Origin of the sequence: Segatella copri (genome assembly GCF_009495355.1) — a bacterium.
Lineage (GTDB): Bacteria > Bacteroidota > Bacteroidia > Bacteroidales > Bacteroidaceae > Prevotella.
Map to the genome: position 1 here is coordinate 29252 of NZ_VZAD01000085.1, position 20678 is coordinate 49929.

Sequence of the window (20678 nt, forward strand, 5' to 3'; positions counted from 1 at the left end):
TACATTCATTTTTTAAAAAAGAGAGAGATTTATGGAAAAAAGACTCATGACGTTTATCGCCTGCCTGTTCCTTAGCATAGGAATGGCTTTGGCACAAACTCAAGTTTCCGGAACGGTCACCTCTTCCGAAGATGGCTCGCCAGTTATCGGCGCCAGCATCAAGGTGGTAGGCACCAATACCGGTACTGTTACCAACATCGATGGTAACTTCTCACTGAACGTATCAGCCAACGCGAAGTTGGAGGTATCGTACATCGGCATGGTCACCAAGACCGTCAAGGCCGCAAAGAACATGAAGATTGTATTGGATCCAGACAACCAATCTTTGGACGAGGTAATGGTTGTTGCCTATGGTACAGCCAAGAAGAGCGCCTTCACAGGTTCGGCAGCTGTAGTAGGTTCTGAGGAACTTTCCAAGAAGGTTACCACTAACGTAGCTGATGCTTTGGTTGGTTCTGTATCTGGTTTGCAGATGCGTGGTAGCTCTGGCCAGCCAGGTGCAGGTCAGGGTAGTATCAACATTCGTGGTATCGCTTCTATGTATGCTGCTACAGACCCATTGGTAATTGTCGATGGTGCTCCTTATTCTGCAAGTCTTTCTAATATTCCTACCGACGATATCGAGTCGGTTACTGTATTGAAGGATGCAGCTTCTGCTGCTCTTTATGGTGCACGTGGTGCTGCTGGTGTTATCATTGTAACAACCAAGAAGGGTGCCAATAATTCAGAAGGCAAGATTAATGTCGACATGAAGTGGGGTTCCAACTCTCGTGCCGTTCCTGAGTATGATGTTATCACAGATCCAGGTCAGTATTACGAGGCTGTGTACTCAGAATATTACAACAAATATTACTATGCTGATGGCTTGAGTGCCAACGCAGCCAATGTAAAGGCAAACTCCGCTATGTTGAATAAGTTGGCATACAATGTGTACAGCTATCCTGACACAGAGCAGCTCATTGGTTTGGACGGCAAGTTGAATCCTAATGCAACTTTAGGCCGCACTATCACAGGTGCCGGCGGAAAGTCATACTATGTAACACCTGACGACTGGACAGATGCTGTGTTCCAGAACTCTTTGCGTCAGGAATATAACGTAAACGCAAGTGGCGGTTCTGACCGTTCTTCTTATTATGCCAGCTTAGGTTACTTGAATGATGAGGGTATCATCAAAAATTCAAGTTTCGAGCGTATCACTGCTCGATTGAAGGCCGACTATCAGATCAAGAAGTGGTTGAAGTTGGGCGCCAACATTGGCTTTGTACACTCTACACAGACTGCCAATGCCAACTTAGGTACCAGCTTGAGCTTCACATCCAGTATGGCTCCTATTTATCCATTGTATCTCCGTCAGATTGACGAAAATGGCAACGTATATATCCCAACCGACGAGAGAGGCTTGCCTTTGTACGACTTGGGCTCTTCTACATTAGGTATCAACCGTCCATTCAACAACAACTACAACCCTATTGCTTCCAACAACTATGACAAGAGTGAGAACAAGGGTAATCAGTTGAATGGTACATTCACCGCAGATATTCAGATTACAGACTTCTTGAAGGCCAACTTGACCAGCACCATTATCTGGGGACATACCAATGCGACAGGCTATGCCAATCCATTCTTCGGTTCTAAGGCGGGTGTGAACGGTTCGCTTTCTAAGTCTTCTACAGAAAGCTGGCGTCAGAACCACGTACAGACTCTTACCTATTTCGACAACTTTGGCAAGCATGGTGTTACCGTGATGCTTGGTCACGAATACTACAAGATTAACAGCACCTATCTTGATGCCTTGGCTGAGGGCGGCTTCTCGCCAAGCATCTTGCAGATTAGCGCCTTTGCCAACAAGAAGGATGCAAGTGGCTATGAGTCTGCTTACAATGTAGAGGGTTTCTTCGGCAATGCTCAGTACAATTATGACAACAAGTACTTCGGCTCTTTCTCTTATCGTCGTGATGCTTCTTCACGCTTTGCCAAGGAGAACCGTTGGGGTAGCTTCTGGTCAGTAGGCGCAGCTTGGCTGATCAACAAGGAGGCTTGGTTTAATGCTCCTTGGGTAGACGAGTTGAAGTTGAAGGCTTCTATCGGTCAGCAGGGTAACGATAACATCGGCAACTGGGCTTACACCGACCTCTATACATTGCAACAGGTTTTAGATACAGAGATGTCTGCATCATTCGCTCAATTGGGTAATAAGAACATCACTTGGGAAACTACCACCAACTTCAACATTGGTACAGAGTTCAGTTTCTTCAAGGGCCGCTTGAGCGGTAGCTTCGACTTCTATACCAAGAAGACTACCGACTTGCTCTTCTGGTTGCGTGTTCCAGAGTCACAAGGTACTCGTGGCTACTATAGCAATGTGGGTGACATTCGCAACACAGGTGTTGAGTTGACTTTGACAGGTCACATTTTCCGCACTAAGGATTTCGACTGGTCTGTTACAGCCAACTTGGCACACAACAAGACCAAGATATTGAAGCTTGACTCTACTTCAAAGAACCAGTATGGTGGCTTCTCACAGACCAGTGATATGAAGTATACTATGTATTGGTATAAAGAGGGTGGTCCTCTCTACAATGGCTTCCTGCCTAAGTATGCAGGTGTCAACGAGAAGGGTGAGGCACTGTACTGGGTAGACGAGGATGTCTCAGACAGTGAAATAACAGGTCGCCCCGGTCAGAAGTTGTCTTACACTACAACTGACGCCAGCAAGGCCAGCAACTATGAGACAGGCTCTTTGTTGCCAAAGGTATCTGGCGGTCTTAGCACCACTGTTTCTTATAAGGGATTTGACGCTACATTCAGCTTCGACTACCAGATTGGAGGCAAGGTGTACGATATGAAGTATGCCGGTTTGATGAATCCTCTGACAGCCAAATCTACTGGTGGTACGGCTATCCATAAAGACTATATCAAGTCATGGAGTCCTAACAATACCAGCAGCGACATTCCTCGCTGGCAGTATGGTGATGACAACAGTCAGGTATCTGACCGTTTCTTGACCAATGCAAGTTACTTCAACTTCCAGTCATTCACAGTAGGTTACACCTTCCCAAAGAACTTGATACCATACTTCTCTAAGATTCGCATTTATTGCTCTGGCGAGAACCTTGGTTTCATCTCAGCTCGCAAGGGCTTGGATCCACGCTACTCGTATGATGGTGTAACTGGCACAAGTTACTCACCTACACGTAATATTTCTGGTGGTATTCAATTGACGTTCTAAAAACATTAAAAGACGAAACAATGATGAAAATAAATAAAACAACATTTGTTGCTCTTGCTTTGGCAGCAACTTCGTTCACCAGTTGTATCGAAGAAGTTGACCCACAGAGTGACATCGTAACTATAGACCAGGCTGCTTCGGCTCCCAACTCGTTCAACAAGTTCGTATCGGCTATTACAGCCGACATGAATGGTCGCCCAATGATGAACAGTGAATCCAAATTGAGTGCCAACAACTACGATTTTGGCTATCCTTCACAGATGATTCAGCGTGACCTTATGGGCCAGGATATCGCTTATCCTGCCACAGTTGCACCTGGATTTTTCACTGTATGGTACAATTATTTCGATGTGTTGACACCACAATATTTGATGTGTCAAATTCCATGGACTGTATATTATGCGTGGATCAAAAACTGTAATACTGTCATCAAGATGGGTGCAGGCAATCCTACAGAAGAGCAGAAGAGTGGCGTGGGTATCGCATACGCCATGCGCGCCTTCTTCTATGAGGATATGGCACAGATGTATGCCAACGAGACTTACACCAAGAATCCAGAGGCAGAGACCGTGCCTATCGTTTCTGATGACGAGAGTATCGACATGAACCACAACCCTCGTGCTACCAATGAGAAGATGTGGAACTTCATCATCTCCGACCTTGACAAGGCAGAGGAATATCTTGCTGGCTATGAGCGTCCGGACAAGACTACTCCTGATGTTTCAGTCGTTTATGGTCTGAAGGCACGTGCCTACCTCGTAATGGGCAAATGGGACAAGGCAGAAGAATATGCCAAGAAGGCACAAGCAGGATATTCTGTAATGTCTTCTGCAGAATATACCGACCGTGAGACAGGTTTCAATACGCCTAACGAGGCATGGATGTTCTGTGTAACCTACAAGGACACTGACCCATGTATCAAGTACAATGACGCTGATACTTCTTGGGGATCTCAGATGTCACTTGAGATCAACCCTGACAAGGATGTCTCTGCCTGTGGCTATGCTGCCAATTATGGTGATGCCAAGTTGATAGACCGTCACCTCTATGAGACCATTCCTGCTACCGACTGTCGCAAGAAGTGCTTTGTTGACTTCTCTACCAACGACATGGAAGGCACAGAACTCGAGAATAAGTTGAAGGAATATTCTGACTATCCTACATGGCTCGAGTATTCTGCCGAAATGGCCAAGTGGCCAGGAACAGGTGGCCTGAGCTTGAAGTTCCGTACAGCCAATGGCGTGGAAGGACACAACAATACATCCAAGGGCTTCCTCCAGTCTGTTCCATTGATGCGTGTTGAGGAAATGAAGCTCATCGAGGCAGAGGCTGCAGGTATGCAGGACGAGGCTCGTGGCAAGCAGTTGCTTGAGGCTTTTGCCAAGGCACGTGACCCACAATTCGTATATGGCAAGCACGTCAACGATAAGTATGGCAACAGCAGCAACTCCGGCTTCCAGAACGAGATCTGGTGGCAGCGTCGTGTAGAGCTTTGGGGCGAGGGCTTCGCTACTTTCGACATCAAGCGCTTTGGCAAGAGTGTGATTCGCAGCTATGCCGGTACTAACCACTGCGAGGAATCTCGTTGGAACACAACTGGTGTGCCACAGTGGATGACCTTGATGATTGTGGAGAGTGAGGGTGCATACAATGCCGATTGTACTCAGAACCCGATGGTAACAACTCCTACAAGCGACTCACAAGAGTATATATGGTAAAACATTAGTTTAACAGATAAAAGAAAAGAATATGAAAAAATATATTTATGGACTGTTCTTTGCCCTCGTGTCGGTAGCTATGTTTACCGCCTGCTCTGAGGATGAAGGTTCCGACATCGGTTCTGACAGCCAAGCTAAAGCAACTCTTTATCAGTACACAGCCACAGAGCCTAATGATGCTGATATTGATACGCAGATTCGTATCGCTACCAACAGCGCTACACAGAGTGCTTATCTGCTGGTAGAGAAAACAGCTGATTATGAAAGTCGCCTTACCCAATTGGGCGAGGAAGGCTATAAGGACTATGTGGTTGAGAATGGTGAGAAGATTGAAGGTGCAGAAGGTGCTGCCAATATTGACAAGACCATCAAGAGCCTTAGTGGTGACAACACTATAGCCGTGGTAGCTGTAGGTGGTGGAAAGTCTTTGGCTACAGTACAGTTTACTGCCAACAGTTGGACTACCGTTGCCGAAGGTACTTACAATTTCAATGGTGTCGGTGCTCAGTTGTTTGGCGCTTCCAAACCAGCCACCTTGCAGGTAAATGATGCCAATCCGAAACTCTTCCGCTTCAAGAACTTCTGGGGAACAGGTAAGCACATGACCTTTAATCTTACAGACAAAAAGGGAACAGACCAAAAGGGACTTACCATCACCCAGCTTGTAGTTCCTGAGCAGGCTACTCCATATACTTATCCTGACTACGGAACAATCTATTATGCAGATGGTCTCACTCGCAAGTCGGTAAACTCACCCAGCTTCATGTACGATAATTATTACTGCATGATTTTAATGCAGTGGTATGTAAGTGCAAGTAACTTGGGTCAGATTACGGACTACGATACATTCGAACCCAACGAGTAAACAAAAAGTTTATTATATTCTATAGAGAATGGCGAAGCCACAAGTGCTTCGCCATTCTTGTTTAGAGTCAGTTTTACCCCCAAATAAATTTATATAATATGAGAAAGACTCTTACACTTTTTATTGCTTCTCTGCTCGCTATGCCAAGCTTCGCTGACGACCGAAGCGAACAGGAAATGCAGACAATAGCACTGCAAGCACTCTGCTCCTCAAATCTTCAGGCAGGTGGAGCCAAGAAGGCAGCAGCCAATATTGCCGTTGAGAAATATCAGTCATTAGATATGGTCAATGTCTATGGAATCAAGGGCAAAGGGGTGGTGTTCATCAGCAAAGACGACGACATAGAGCCTGTGCTTGGAATTTCTGATGAAGACTTTGATGTAAATAATATGCCTTGTGGCATGAAGTGGTGGCTGAATACAGCCAACAAATCACTTGAAAGGATGAAAGCCAAAGGTATTACTTATAGTGCTAACCCAATGGCAGCAAGTGGACGCCCCACCTATTTTATCAAGACCTACTGGAATCAGGACACACCCTTCAACAATCTTTGTCCTCAGATTAATGGCAGCGCCGCCCCAACGGGTTGTATAGCTACAGCCATGGCACAGATTATGAAGTACTATCAATATCCTGCTACAAGTAAGGGTACAGGCATATATTCCGTAACTACGTATAAAGATAAAAATGACAAAGAGGGCACCACTAAGTGGTATAAGCGAGAACTGGGACATACTTATCAATGGACAGCTATGCAGTCGAGCTATGGAGTGGTGTCCAAAGATGAGAATGATGCCGTAGCCACACTGATGGCTGATGCCGGTGCTGCCAGTCAAATGAATTATCAGGCTAATAGCAGTGGTACTATAGAATGGTATGCAGCCAAGGGATTTGCCGAGAACTTCAGATATGATTCTTTGGCTATCAGTTGCCTGCAGCGCGACTTCTATACCGATGCGGAATGGATGGAATTGGTACGCAAAGAAATGGAAGCTAAACAGCCTGTTCTCTACTGCGGTAGCGATGAGATAGAAGGAGGTCATGCCTTCTTGCTCGATGGCATACAGAGCGATGGTAAAGTACATGTCAACTGGGGATGGGGAAAGTCTGGAGACGGATGGTTTGATATTGATGTTCTGAGACCTAATATCACTGGGTTTACCGGAGAGGGTTTTAACATCGGACAGAGTATGGTTTTAGGCTTCAAGAAACAGGAGACTCCGAGCGCTGACGAAGAAAACATTTCGCAATGGGTAACTGACGGATATAGTTTTTATATCAGCAATAACGAGTTGCACGTCAAACTGACTAACGCCTACAATTACAGTCATCGCGTGTTCGAGGGTAGATTGGACATCGTGCTACAAGGCACTGGTGACAACAGCAGCAAACTCTATACTGATCCTATTTTCGAGACGGATACAGAAACTCCTTATGTAGATATGTTGAGTGGTTTTAATTACGGTGACAAAGATCATCCTGAAGTTGATTTCAATCTGAGTCAGGATCCAGAGTTAAAGAATATTTCTGCAGGAACTTATAAGCTGTTTATTGGTTCTAAGTCGACAAAAGAAAAAGCCTATCAATGCTTGCGTAGCGTAGGTGGCACCATCATGTACACACTTGCCGTTGCTGCCGACGGCACGATGACATTATCACAGGATGGCACTACTGCTATCTCTTCCGTTTCTGTTAAGCACAACATCTCTGCTCCTTACACCTATATATATATAATATGCAAGGTCAGGAGGTGTACAAGTCGAAGACACAGGACTTCAGCCTCGATGATGTTCCTGCCCACGGCGTACTGATTGTGAAGCAAGGCGACACGACAAGAAAGGTTGTGAAGTAAAACACTCTTCTATCATTCATCATTCATTAAAGACATTGCCCACCCATGGTTACTTACCGTACCAAGGGTGGGCATTTCTTTTTATCTTCCTCACTCTCAAATATTTTCCAATAAATTCCTTGCTTCTTTCAGAAGAAGCGATAATCTCCAATCATGGAGATATAACTTTTTTAGATATGGCTTTACCAATCCATAATTTTACGTATATCAAAGCTTACAGAGCCAAATCTATCAAACTGAGACAACCAAGCTGGTACCTCCTTATTCATCCATCCCATAACATTCTTCATTTCATCGTGTATCATCTCAACTTCATCGAGATTCCAACAAATTGCTTCATTATGATCTATCCTATTGCGCAAGCGACGGAATTTGTTCAAGAAGCTAGCAACTATCTTTCTTTGCCGATTAGCTTTCTTCATAAAGGGGAAAGCTCTCCTTAAATCTTTCCAAAGGATACGTTCGTAGTTTCTATTAAAAAGGGATGTCCAGAAGCCCCAGGTCAATTCTGCTGTAATCTTTGCTGTGGTAATATCTTCTCCTCGTGCAGCAATTTGTTTCTTAGCTGTGCTTATATATTTATTCAGCTCCATTAAGCCTGGAGTTGTAGAGAATACAACATACCAATCTTCTCTTTTGGCAAATGCCACAAGTTCCCGAACTACGGAATTACGGAGTTCTACCTCAAAGACAGAAAGACATGGGTACATAGCTTCGGAAAGCATTATGTTACATTGATAATGCTTAATTGCCTTTACTTCATCCCCAGGATAGAGCAAGAAATATTTCTTCATTCTATCTGTCGAGAAAACTTTTTCGAAAAAATCTTTGGTATATTCCATTTTAATTCTTATCTTTGCAGCGCAGTCCCGGTAAGGCCCTCTCCCAGATTATTCGATGCTGGTGATGACCCCGGGTTTTTTGTTTTTGCAAAAGTACATAAATAGTTTGATAGTGACAACAAAAAAGCCTTTTTTCTTTGCTTTTTCAGTTATCTCCTTCACCCTCAAACATTTTCCAATAATTCCTTGCATCTTTCAGAAGAAAAATATATCTTTGCATAAGAAAAGAAGAATCATAAAAACAAGGAGGTTAAGTATGGATTTATTTGATAGCAAAAGACAAGAAAGATTAGAGGCTGCAAGAAAGGCTTCTGTAGCCAGCAAAGAAGCGGCAAGAAAATTCCTCATTGAGGCAGGAATTTTGTTGCCTAACGGAGAAGTTGCACCACATTTGCGATAGAAATATGGATGAATCTCTTTATTCCAGACGCTCCAATCTTGTGATTGGATTTCATGGTTGTGACAAAACTATTGTTGATGCCGTAGTTGCAGGAAAGACCGATCTTCTCCCCAAAGGAATCAATCAAGATTATCCTAACCCATAATATAATGAAATTAAATGAAGAGGAGATGTATAATGCCCACCTTTGGTTACTTACCGAACCAAGGGTGGGCATTGTTGTTTTTTTCATCATTACTTTTCCCTAAGGAATATCGCTGAACAAATCATCGGATGATGACTTTACGTACTTCGCCATTGGCGTAACGTACGATGCAGACTCCAGGGCGAGGACCATTGAGGCGAGTTCCATTGAGCGAGTAATAAGCCACGATACCATTCTCTTCGCCCGCCACGATGTCGTGAATGCCTGAGTCGATGGCTGGGTCAACTACCTTCACTTCATCGAGGAAGAAACGCAGCTTGTTTGCCTTGAAGGTAACCTTTACTGTGCCTGTAGCTGTGATGGTGACACCAAACGATTTCCAGGAACCTTTCGTTATACTAACGGTATTCTTCGACAACGTGCCATTGTTGACAGAAAGCGTCAGTGTGGTGGCGTCATTAGTGCCGTCCCACCCTCCTGCCTTGAATGACAGATAAGCAGAGCCATTGACAGTAAAGGCGGGAGTCGTGATATTTCCGGCTATTTTACTGGTACCCAATCGTACACATCCGTCTCCTGAATAGATTTTGCCTGTACTGGTCCATCCATGGTTGTCATATGCACTTGCAAGAGCTTCGCTCCCGGCAACACCGTTACCACTCCACTTGCCATCATTACCTCCTATTCCACCACAATTATCGAACGACTCATACAACAAGGTAGAGCCCGATGGGGTGACAGGAGTATCGGGATCAGTCTCTCCCCCACCGCCACTACTACTGCGGTCTGCCTTGCAGAAGGTGAGCGAGGCTGTTCCGTCGGATGCCACACTGATGTCCTTGATATCCACATGCATGTACTTGGTGCCGTCGCTGTTCTTATTATATAAGGTGGCAGCAGGATTGGACTCGGCGGTAAGACTGTTGTTGGTGTTATAGGGATAAAGGTCAGAAGTATCGCCATAATCTGACGTAGAACGTCCTGCTCGGAAGATGGTCAGACGCTGATGATCGTTATAATAAACATTATTATGTTCATCATAGTAATTTCCCTTTGTATTGGGCATATTATTCCACCAGATATCGGCATCGTAGTCTACATGAGTAATCATCACACCCGCAGCAGGAAGATAGGCATCCCAACCTATATTTTGTCGGTTCTCGATGATGTAATATTCATCCTCGTGTGCCTTATTCTTTACGACATAAGCACTACCGCCCTCGCTGATCGCTTTCAGCCCCGTAACGTTGAGATCTTCCTCAATATTGGTAACGTCCTGATATGTCAACCAGCCACATTCATGCTTCTCGTAAGCCGAATATCCTGCAGGACATTTGCCGTCATTATTGTAATTGCCTGCACACATCAAGTCGTAGTCGCCCATTCCGAACCATCCAGAATAACCAGTATCATACAAGTCAGGGAATCCCATGCAATGGGAGAACTCATGACAGAAAGTGCCAATACCACCGAGTTTGCCACTACCATTCAGCTCTGCGCTGCAGGCATAAGTATCCACAATGACGCCACTAAGGGAAAGGGACTTACCATAATCGGAATAAGAAAGAGCGTACTCGTGTGGCCATACCGTAGATACAGCACCGCCATCAGCCTCACCCTTTCCAGCATAAAGCACAAACACCTGGTCTACTTCACCATCACCATCCCAATCGTATTTGGAGAAATCAACACCTTGAGTGGCTGCCCACTGACAAGCCTCAGCTACCATCTCACCAGCACGAAGGTCAACTCCGTCTTCGCCAATAGAAGCATCATTTCCTCCATAATAGGAACATGGGTTCTTCAGCTGACAGATTCCTACGACATCAAAATCGAGTTCGAACTGTCCTGCACTCTGCGCCTTGAAGTAATCTTTCACGCTGCCTTTGAATCCATTGTCGGTATAGTTCTCAGCATTGGCTATCTTGTTGTACAAAGCGCGGTCGTGACCACTCTGAAACTTGGAGTCGGTAAACTGTGCCAAGATGATCAGTCCCTTCTTCGTGCCTTGGAAAATATTAGTAACATTTGCCTTTCGCCTCACTGCGCGACGGTTGTTGGCCTTGGCTCTCCGTGCCACAGCCTTGCGACGAGAATTCGAGAATTGGCTATCAGAATAAACCTGATAAGTTGCTGAAGCAGCATCATAGAGATAACGTGTTCCGTCCTCACTCTGGTAATAGTGCATAAACTCATCACCAACCAACTGCACCTTGACCTGTGTGCCATCAGTAAGCGAAATGGTGCGCCAGACTCCTGGCTTGGCGGGTACTGCCGTTGCCGATAAGACAACAAAGAGCACAACCCATAGTGTAAACCATCTTTTCATCGTAAGTCTTTTCGTTGTGTTTCAGTAATTATAAGTTACTCCTCTTTCGTATGTACGGAAGTCATAGAAGTTGTGAAACCATCCATTAAGTGACGCAAATTTACACATTTTATTTTCTCCCCACAAGCTTTTCTGCATAATTCTTGAAATTTTCTCGACTTGTACGGTTGAAAATCCCCAATACACCCTGAGCCAATGGTCACCAGCCGAAGGGAATTGAAAATCGCTGGTCGAAGGGTAAGGGAAAAACTCTTAGAAGCAGCACGCCCTGAAAGGGCAGAAGCTCTTAGCCCTGGGTATAATGGCAGTCAGCAAGGCGCCCTGTAAGGGCAAAAGCTTTACTAATTGCCGGGAGTTTTAAAGCTTTTGCCCTTACAGGTAGGGTGTTCAAAATCCGTTTAAAATTTGGCACGTTTTTTAGTAGAATAATCGGTTCAACTAACTGATATTCAATAATTATCGATACGAATATTGCGCAGAACTAAAAAAAGTCACATTTTTGAATTCTTAACACGTTGATTTCGTGCGAATTAACTTGTATTTCGGTGCAAAAAAACGTGTCGAAAAATTGATAGATTTTGAACACCCTACCTTACAGGGCGACAGGTTAGCAAACATAATAACCCAGGGCGTTGCCCTGGGCTAAGAGCTTCTGCCCTTTCAGGGCGTGCTACGTAATTCCAACCGTACAGATCGAAATATTTCTATTTCTGATGCTTTTGGGGCTGTTGATTAGAAAATATTTCTACTTTCTGATATGTTTGGAGCTCTTGCAGGCTTGCAAGGGTCACTTTTTGTACTTTTGAAGCTCTTGCAGGCTTGCAAGGGTCACTTTTTGTACTTTTGGGGCTGTTGCAGGCTTGCAAGGGTTATTTTTAAGTGTCGTTGGGGCTGTCGCAGGAGTTAAGGGAGTTTAAGGAGTTCAGACAAAAAAAGTCCCGCATCACAAACATGACACGGGACTTTTGGGTTTATTATCCTATCCTACAGAGAACCCAAAAGGCTCTCTGATGGATAGAAGAAAGAATTTACTTGAGTGCGAACTTAATGGCAGAAACCTTACCATCGATGTCGGCTACGAGGTGATAAACACCAGCAATAGAGCCAGACAGGTTAAGGCTAACCTTATCGCCTGCATGTACAGGAGCGGCTATTTGCTGAGCCATCAGCTGACCGGCATTGCTGTAAACACGGAGCACGGCCTTGTCGGCATTGACATGGAGAGTAACCTCACCATTCTCGTTGACCGTTACATCACCCTTGTTGCTGCCATCGGCCTCAACACCGTCGATGCCTGTGGTCTCAGATACGGTCAGAGAGATGACACCTGTAGAAGAAGCACCGTTGGCATCGGTAGCCACTACGTTGATGTTGGTCTTACCTGCTGCCTTGCCAGCCACGATGAATCCATCCTCCGACTTGAAGACAGTAGCTACAGAGGCATCCTCAACAGAAGCTGTGTAGGTCATCTTGTCGTCATCCACATCCTTGAAGAGCTCAGCGAAGTTGTACTGAACAGAGGTCTCGCCAACCTTCATAGCCAACTCTGTGGCACCTACGTACTCAGGAGCACGGTTGGTATGTTCTACATTGTAGTTGACAACAGCTGAGCTTACATTGCCAGACTCGTCCTTGGCATTAACAGCGAAAGAATGCTTTCCTGCAGTACCATAATCAGGAGCAAGAACGACACGGAGCTTCAAGCTGAAGCCTTCCTCAACAGAATAAGTACCATTGCTTTCAGAAATACCTTCCTGAGTACCGTCCTCATTCTCATAACTCTCAACAGCAGCGATGTCGTCTACATCTTTCAGACTTACAGTGAAAGGCTCGCCCTCGGCATCAGCAACAGTTACATCAACAGCTGCCTTGCTTGCCTCAGGAACAGTGGTCTCACCTTCAGGAGCGGTGATGGTAGGAGCTGCATTCTTGTCGAGATAGATGTGATAGTTGTAGAGCTTGTTCATAGGATCATTGCTCTTCACTACGAGAGTAGCCTTATTGTTCTTAGAGAAGTAAGCGCTCTTGGCATTCACCTCAAACTGTACAGGAATAGCCTCGCCAGGAGTAATCTCACCTTCCTTCTTCTCGTTGAGCAACTTAATCCATGGCTCACCCTTCTCCTTCTCGATACAAGTCATGAAGTAACCGAAGGCACCATAGCTGTAAGCATTGTCGTAGAGTGTCTCGATGTCAACCCAGCCACCCAATGACTTCAAGTGTGCCATGTAGCGATTGGTCTCCATATCTCCATCCTTGGTAGCCATCAAGGCTGATGACTTGTAGCCGGCAGGATACTTCAATACAACATAGAAGGTATCGGCAGGATTGATGTAGATAGGATTGTCAAACTCCAACATACGTGCAGCACCCTGGTAGCTGCCATCCTCACGAGGTTCTTCCTTGACAATATGAAGCTTGCCATGACCGATGGTCTTCTCTGTAGCAGTTACATCATTGCCCAGGATGACAGAAGCCTCGATGTCCACATTCTCCAAGTCGCCTACAGTACCGACGAAGTAGAGATGGGTCAAGTTGAAGCCTTCAGCAGGAGCCTCATAGCGAGTGGCTGCATAGAAGTTCTCATCCAGAGCAGTAGCACCCGTACCCATCAGGGCAGCCTGAGCATTGGCTACAGGGTTGAGTACTGGATAATAGAGCGCATTGCCCTCATAACCTGTAGGCAAGTCGTAGTTGAACTTCTGATCGTCCTTCACCTTCTTCAAGCCAAGAGCCTTCACCATGCCCTTCTTGCCGGAAACCTTCTCCACGCAGGTAGCAACGAAGTTCTTGGCTGCATCCTCAGAAGGATAAGAGATGACGTTATAGGCAGGAGCAGGATCGTTGCCGTCCTCATACTCATTACCAGCATCACGACCAGATGGGTCGAGACTCAAAGAGTAAGTAAGCTTATACTTGCCTTCGTTCATCAGATTGACGGTAGAAGTGCCCTTATAGTCAGAAGCCACATTCTCAATGCGCAACTCCTCTTGGTCGAATGACAAGACAGGAGCCTTAGTGATATTCAACTTGATGGTAGAGGTGTACTCGGTATTTTCCAAGCCATCTACAGTGAATACGAGAGGGAAATCCTTCGCATGAACCTCATAAACATTATAAGGTGCGATTCTGAACTTCACGGTGTCGGTACCTACTACGATAGGAGCCATCATACCGCTCTGGTATGGAATCCATGCCTTGGCTGTAGCATCATCAGAGAGAGCCATTGGACCTGGGTCGATACCGTCGTCACCGCCATAGTTGCTTTGTGCAGCATAGACCTCAAGTTGACCTTCTGGAGCAGAAGGCTCAACATCAGGGTCATCAGACTCCGAGCCAGTAAACATCTCAGAAGCCACATCTGTGATAGTGAATGCCTTGGTTCCCTTGTTGACTACATAGAATTCATAGTATGAAGGATCTGCGTTTTCATCTACAGGCTGCTCAACATTGATTACCTCTGGGAACTCAGGCTTAGCCTCACCAGTGATATTCAGCGTAACAGGAATCTTGACACTTGGCTTAGAAGGATCGTTGGTGGTAACGTTCAACTCATAGTCGTAAGTATCAGCCAACTGGTCTGCCTTCAGTACGACAGGCATATCTACCTGATCACCTGGAGCCACGACATAGTTCTTATAAGGTGTAAACTCAACGGTATTGCCGTCGGTGATATACATATCGGAAGGAGTAATACCACGGGTACCAGTATGATCCATGATACCACAGAGACCGAATACGCCCACCTGGAATCCATCAGGATCCACATTGTACTGGAACTTGAAGGAACCGTCCTTGCGGAGGATCACCTCGAAGTTCATACCCTGCATCATCGTATTGCCATAGTTCTTATAGCTTACGATCACCTCGTCATCCTTTGCCTTGTAATATACACCATCAGAAGATGGAGTATTCATAGAGTGGTTACCCCAGAATGGGCAGATGATGTTGGTATAGAAGGTTTCTGTTGTTGGCAGACTTGCTGGTGGCTCAGGGAACTGCTTGTAATCCTCTACCGGTGCATCGAAAGATACGAAACCAGTATTGTAGATATACATCTCCTTGTACTTCTTGCCATAGAATGGGAACTCGAATGGAAGCTCCACCTTCTCGAAGTCTGTCTTGTCGATATAGAATGCATAAGGCATGTGCTCGGTATAGTCGTTGGTGATGTCTACCCACTTGTAAGGCACATCGAAGCCATCGAGCTTAGACTTGAACACATAGTCTACAGTTGAGTTGTCGTTAGCCACCTGGTCGGAAGCAGTATACCATGAAGCAGGCTCAGCAGAGAACGTAAGGTTCTCATCGCCCTCGTTGGTTACCTGGATTGTCTTTTCTACGTTGGTACCATAAGGAGTTTCAACCTCCAGGCTCTCTGGATTGCTCTTCCAGGTAGGATTACCAATCACCTCAGCCTTCAATGGTATTTCCTTGGTTGTACCATCCTGATAGGTGATAACGAGCACATCTTCTACAGTACCCTTCTCGGCAGTAGGCAATGTTACTACGATATCCTTGCCCTGACCTGCAGGAACAGAGAAGGCCGCATTCATATCTTCTGCAAGAGTGAACTTGCCATTCTTAACAGTTACGCTTGTCACGTTGAGAGCATCCTTACCATTGTTGCTCAACAAGACGGTGCGCTGCTGGGCTGAAGTACGGAATACCTTACCGAAATCTACGCTGGTAGAATCGAGAGCAGCCTCAGCCTTCAGGTTGTCGCCAACGATGTTGGCAGTCAGCTTGACAGTTGAGCTTGGGTTGATAGGGTCGTTGGTGATAACGGTGAGATAGTTGGTCAGAGGTCCTGCTACCAAATCATCATTGGCAGCCAATGTCACCTTGATTTCCTTGCTTTCACCATTGCCTACATAGCCATCAGTGCTTGACAGGCTCTTGATCATAGACTTGGCAGGAGCCACAATCTTGATGGCGCTGCCAGTAGCGATATCATAATAAGGAGCATCCAGACCATCATTGCTCTCCTTTACCTTGTTGGCATCAACAAATATACAAGGGTCGGAAGCAGCAATATCGCTGACACCAACGAAGTTGTGACCACCAGAGCCGAATACGCCAGCTGGATCATAATCATCGTAGAAGACCTCTACACTTCCGTCAGGGCAGAGAGCCATGTGGAAGCTGATGGTTGTTGTCTCGCCGGCACCGTTGGTGGCAGGAGTTACCACATCCTTGAACTTGATATAGAGTTTGCCGTTCTTATGACCATAGGTAATCTTGCTGTTGGCGCCCATGTCCATCCAGCCAGAGTTGGTGTAGGCTGAGATATAGCCCAAACCATCTACACAGTCACCAGTAGGAACCATACAAGAGATACGGCCATCCATCTGCTGCATAGAAACACCACCATAAGAAGATACGTAAATCTGCTCGTAGTCCTTACCATAGAATGGGAACTTGAAGCCCACCTTGATAGGACCCGACTGCCAGTTGTCGTTGGTGAACTGAGAGGTGATGTCCTTCTCGTCAGCCAACTCTGGAGCTGGCTCGTACTCGAATGATTCGTCGCCGGCAACATTAGAGATGGTAGTATAACCAAACTTATGTACTTTGGCAGTAGAACCTACTATCTTCTCGGAAGAGAACTTAGGGAAGACATACTGCAAAGGATAGTTACCCTTGTTACTGATAGTGATGGTAGCAGTCTTATCCTCACCGCCTACCTTCAGGTCGCCTGCTTCGTAAACATCAGGAGTTACACTCTGCTTGGCAGGTACAGAAGCGACACCGCGAACCAGGAATGAATGCTGATTACCATTCTTATCGGTCAGGGTGATGGTACTGCTGAAGTTGCCCTCCTTGGTAGGAGCGAACGTCACAGGCAACGTACCTGTAGAGCGGGCAGCAATATTATTGGCACCCTTTGACACGTTGAACTGATCGGGTAAAGAAGACGTCACGTTCTTTGGAGCCTGGAGCCTACCATAATTACCACCAAACACACCATAACCACTATTGGTCAACTCCACATCAATGGTCTTGGTCTGACCCACCAGCAAGTCGCCGAAGTCAACCAGCTGCTGGCTGTGCAATTCAGGCTTATAGCCCTTCACGGTCATAGACAAAGCAACCTGCTGCTTAGAATCAACAGCCTCATTGCTCTTGACATGGATATTAAAATTGTATGTGCCGTTAACGAGTTTCTGACCATCATTCTTCAGAGTAACCTTCTGGCTTTCATTAGGACGAACCTCGCCGCTGATAGGCTCTGGATTGAGAACCTGACTCCAGTCTGGGTTCTTGCTGATGGCCTGTACAGCCCATGTGAGCTGATTAGCTACTGCCTCGAAGCTGGTGCCCTTGAGCACTTGACTCAGCTGAGTCCAGGTAGTACCATTGTCAGAGCTATAGAAGCTATACTGGGCAACATCGGTTCGGGTAGTCTTGCCTGTAGCCAATGGGTTCTTGGCGCCGGCAGGGAACTTAGCCACTACCCAGAAGCTGGTACCTGGAGCAAAGTGAATCTGCTCTTCCAAAGTAATAGGATAATCGTATGCCCAGAATTTATAATTAACCTTCTGAATCAAACTTGCAGTAGAGATAGAACGAGATCCGTCGTAAATCTCAATCACAGGATCCTGTCCGTTATGTCCCTGGAAGCGAAGATCGGTCAGGTTGAAACCATTAGGATAAGTTGCCTTATCTACATAGAAATACTGAGCCAAGGCATTAGGCAGCTTGGTGTCAGTCTCACCGATATAGCTGTACAACAGGTTGGAATAGGTCAAAGTGTCTGGCCAGTCCTTTGCCTGATAGTCGGAAGTGGCCACAGCATTGCGCTTTACAAGTGTTGGGCTGACAGTACCGCTGAAAGGAAGAACCTGACCAGGGTTCGGATTCTTGATGCGACCGCTGGTAGACATGGTAGCCTTGGTGGTTGCTGTAGTGAGCTGATACTTCAACACGCCCTCACCGGCATTCTTTACATTGAAAGAAGCCTCAGCTGTGGAAGCCTTGGTGGCATCTACTGTCATAGGAAGGTTCTTCTTGTCTACCTCTACCTTAGGACCTGCATTGGTGGTAGCCTCCTTGATGAGAGATACGGCAGAAGCCTTACCCCAACGGTTGTAAGCCACAATGGCGAAGTAGTACTTGGTGGAAGCCTTCAGACCGTCCAACTCGTAAGACATCTTATCGCCAGAATACTTGAACTTGGTATCTACTGACACTGAGCTCAGCTTGTTCAAGTCGTCTGTAGCAGTGAAAGCCTCTGTGCTATAATAAATCACATGATGATCGATGCTCTTCTCTTCGGTCTCAGGAATCGTCCATTCGATGAGAGCATTGTCATGAGATGCAGTAACAGTGAAGTCGGCAACAGCCTCAGGCACGCTGCCCTCCTTGCCCTGCAGGGCCTTGTAGGCATCGATATAACCGGAGCCCATCAATCCCTCGTACTCAGGATTCTGAGTATACAGGTCGTTTACGGATGTGGTGAGCAAGGTGCGGAGAGTCTCATTAGAGAACTGCTTGTTACCATACTTGGAAAGAATCAAGGCTGCAATACCCGATACATGAGGACACGCCATAGAGGTTCCCTCGTTGTAACCATAGGTACTGTTAGGCAAGGTACTCAATACGCCATACTGCTGACCATTGTCCTCCAGACCACCAGGGGCTGTCACATCAACCCACTTGCCACGGTTGGAATAATAAGCCACGCTTCCGTCAGGAGCCATGGAACCAACAGCCACAACCTTGTCAAGACAACCGGGATAATAGTTGCCTTCCTCACCATTGTTGCCGGCAGCAAAGATACAGAGACCTCCGTTCATCTTGTCGCCGCCACCATTCTTGGTGAAGTAATCAACAGCTTCGGTAACCGACTTGTCCTCATCGTCTGCAACACTGGCACCCCAAGAACACTGGGCGATGCTGGCACCGCGGTCGGCTGCATAGACAAGCGCAGCACCGAAATCAGCTACAGCAGAACTGCTGGCACGGCTGTCGAATACCTGACAAACCATCATCTTGACACCGCCCTTACCGTCTTTACCACCACCGGCAACACCGCAGACACCAATACCATTATTATTGGTGGCACCTACGGTACCTGCTACGTGAGTACCATGAGAGTGAGCGTTGATATTGCTTGAATTGATAACGAAGTTGTAACCGTAGATATCATCTACATAGCCATCACCATCATCATCAACACCAGGCTTACCGTTCTTCTCAGCTTCGTTGATCCACACATTGTCCTTCAGGTCTGGGTGATCTACCTGGAAACCACCATCAATGATGGCAACCACTACATCCTTAGAACCGGTAACACCAGACTCCCAAGCCTTGAACACATTGGCATCGGCACCTGCCTTGGTACCTGGGATATGACCATCGTTGTTGTAATGCCACTGGTCATTGAGCAATGGGTCGTTGAAAGGCAAGGTGGATGCAGCCTTGGCAGCCTTAGCCACTGCTGCTGGCGAAACCTCAAGGAAACGCTCACCGCCTATGGGTTTGTAAACCGGTATGCGCTGGGCATAAGCCACACCCTCTGTAGAACGGAGCAAGTTGCGGGCTTGTGCCAGTTTCATACCTGATGCCTCGTAATGGACATCGTACCAAAGATCCAGTCCTGCTGCCTTGTGCTTAGCCTCATCCTTACCGGCATAAGGGAAAACACGGGTCATGGAGACTGCCTTTACTTTCTGACTGACCCTGTCGAGCGGGGTCACGCCAGTCTGAACATACTTCTTGCTCGTACCTTTTACTGACAGCGGAAGCTTGGCAGCCACCAAACGGTCGGCTATCTCGCGCTGGAGTTTGACACGAACGACACCCTCTACGTAATTACCATCCGCAGAGGTTGCTGTAGAAGAAGATACAGACTGCGCCTGAATATGCACACTACTGCCTAAACACAGCATTGCACATACTAACAAAAGTAATCTTCTTGTCATCTTGAAAATGTTGTAAAAAATAAATATAAAACAAATAATAGTATATTATAATGCTATCCGTAAATAAGTGCCGGAACAATCTGATAAGTGTTGATACGCCCTCATGAGTGTCTGTACGACACAAACTTTTTCTCTCGGGTGCAAAAGTAAATAAATTAATTGATATATGCAAGCATTTCTAACAGTTTTTGTATAAAAAGATAGTAAAAATACATCATTTTATGCCTTATCACGGCCGCAACTTACAACCACCCCATTTTTAAGCACTTTTATTTACGAAATGTTATTTCCATTTTGTAAAGTTAAGGAGATAAGCAGTCAACAATGAATATGACTAAAATTAAGTAAGTCAACGCAAATGACAAATAAGC

At 46.0% G+C, this 20678-nt stretch carries 9 protein-coding genes; 6 read left to right on the forward strand and 3 right to left on the reverse strand.

Features of this window, described 5'->3' with window-relative positions:
- Window positions 1-31: 31 nt before the first annotated feature.
- The 4 genes from F7D20_RS11190 to F7D20_RS11205 all read left to right on the forward strand — a co-directional run bounded on the left by F7D20_RS11190 (window position 32) and on the right by F7D20_RS11205 (window position 7623).
- Window positions 32-3229 (forward strand): SusC/RagA family TonB-linked outer membrane protein, encoded by a 3198-nt coding sequence (locus F7D20_RS11190; protein WP_194253558.1) that lies wholly within the window; start codon window positions 32-34, stop codon window positions 3227-3229.
- A 20-nt stretch (window positions 3230-3249) separates the two neighbouring features.
- Window positions 3250-4947, forward strand: a complete 1698-nt coding sequence (locus F7D20_RS11195; protein ID WP_158464108.1) for a RagB/SusD family nutrient uptake outer membrane protein — start codon at window positions 3250-3252, stop codon at window positions 4945-4947.
- A 31-nt stretch (window positions 4948-4978) separates the two neighbouring features.
- Entirely contained in the window at window positions 4979-5812 is an 834-nt protein-coding gene (locus F7D20_RS11200) for a hypothetical protein (protein WP_158464109.1), read from the forward strand.
- A gap of 98 nt (window positions 5813-5910) precedes the next feature.
- Window positions 5911-7623, forward strand: coding sequence for a C10 family peptidase (locus F7D20_RS11205; RefSeq protein ID WP_158464110.1), 1713 nt, complete (start codon window positions 5911-5913; stop codon window positions 7621-7623).
- Window positions 7624-7846: 223 nt separating this feature from the next.
- Here F7D20_RS11205 and F7D20_RS11210 read toward each other — a convergent pair whose 3' ends face one another.
- Window positions 7847-8506 (reverse strand): Abi family protein, encoded by a 660-nt coding sequence (locus F7D20_RS11210; RefSeq protein ID WP_158464111.1) that lies wholly within the window; start codon window positions 8504-8506, stop codon window positions 7847-7849.
- Window positions 8507-8618: 112 nt separating this feature from the next.
- On the opposite strand from F7D20_RS11210, the gene F7D20_RS11215 reads away from it, so the two are divergent.
- Together F7D20_RS11215 and F7D20_RS11220 are read left to right on the forward strand one after the other, a co-directional pair.
- Complete coding sequence (locus F7D20_RS11215) at window positions 8619-8906, forward strand: hypothetical protein (RefSeq protein ID WP_158464112.1); 288 nt, start codon at window positions 8619-8621, stop codon at window positions 8904-8906.
- A gap of 4 nt (window positions 8907-8910) precedes the next feature.
- Window positions 8911-9051, forward strand: a complete 141-nt coding sequence (locus F7D20_RS11220; protein ID WP_158464113.1) for a hypothetical protein — start codon at window positions 8911-8913, stop codon at window positions 9049-9051.
- Between the two features lie 121 nt (window positions 9052-9172).
- Here F7D20_RS11220 and F7D20_RS11225 read toward each other — a convergent pair whose 3' ends face one another.
- Window positions 9173-11380, reverse strand: a complete 2208-nt coding sequence (locus F7D20_RS11225) for a M6 family metalloprotease domain-containing protein (protein WP_158464114.1) — start codon at window positions 11378-11380, stop codon at window positions 9173-9175.
- Window positions 11381-12408: 1028 nt separating this feature from the next.
- Window positions 12409-20307, reverse strand: a complete 7899-nt coding sequence (locus tag F7D20_RS11230; RefSeq protein ID WP_158464115.1) for a S8 family serine peptidase — start codon at window positions 20305-20307, stop codon at window positions 12409-12411.
- Between the last annotated feature and the right edge of the window lie 371 nt (window positions 20308-20678).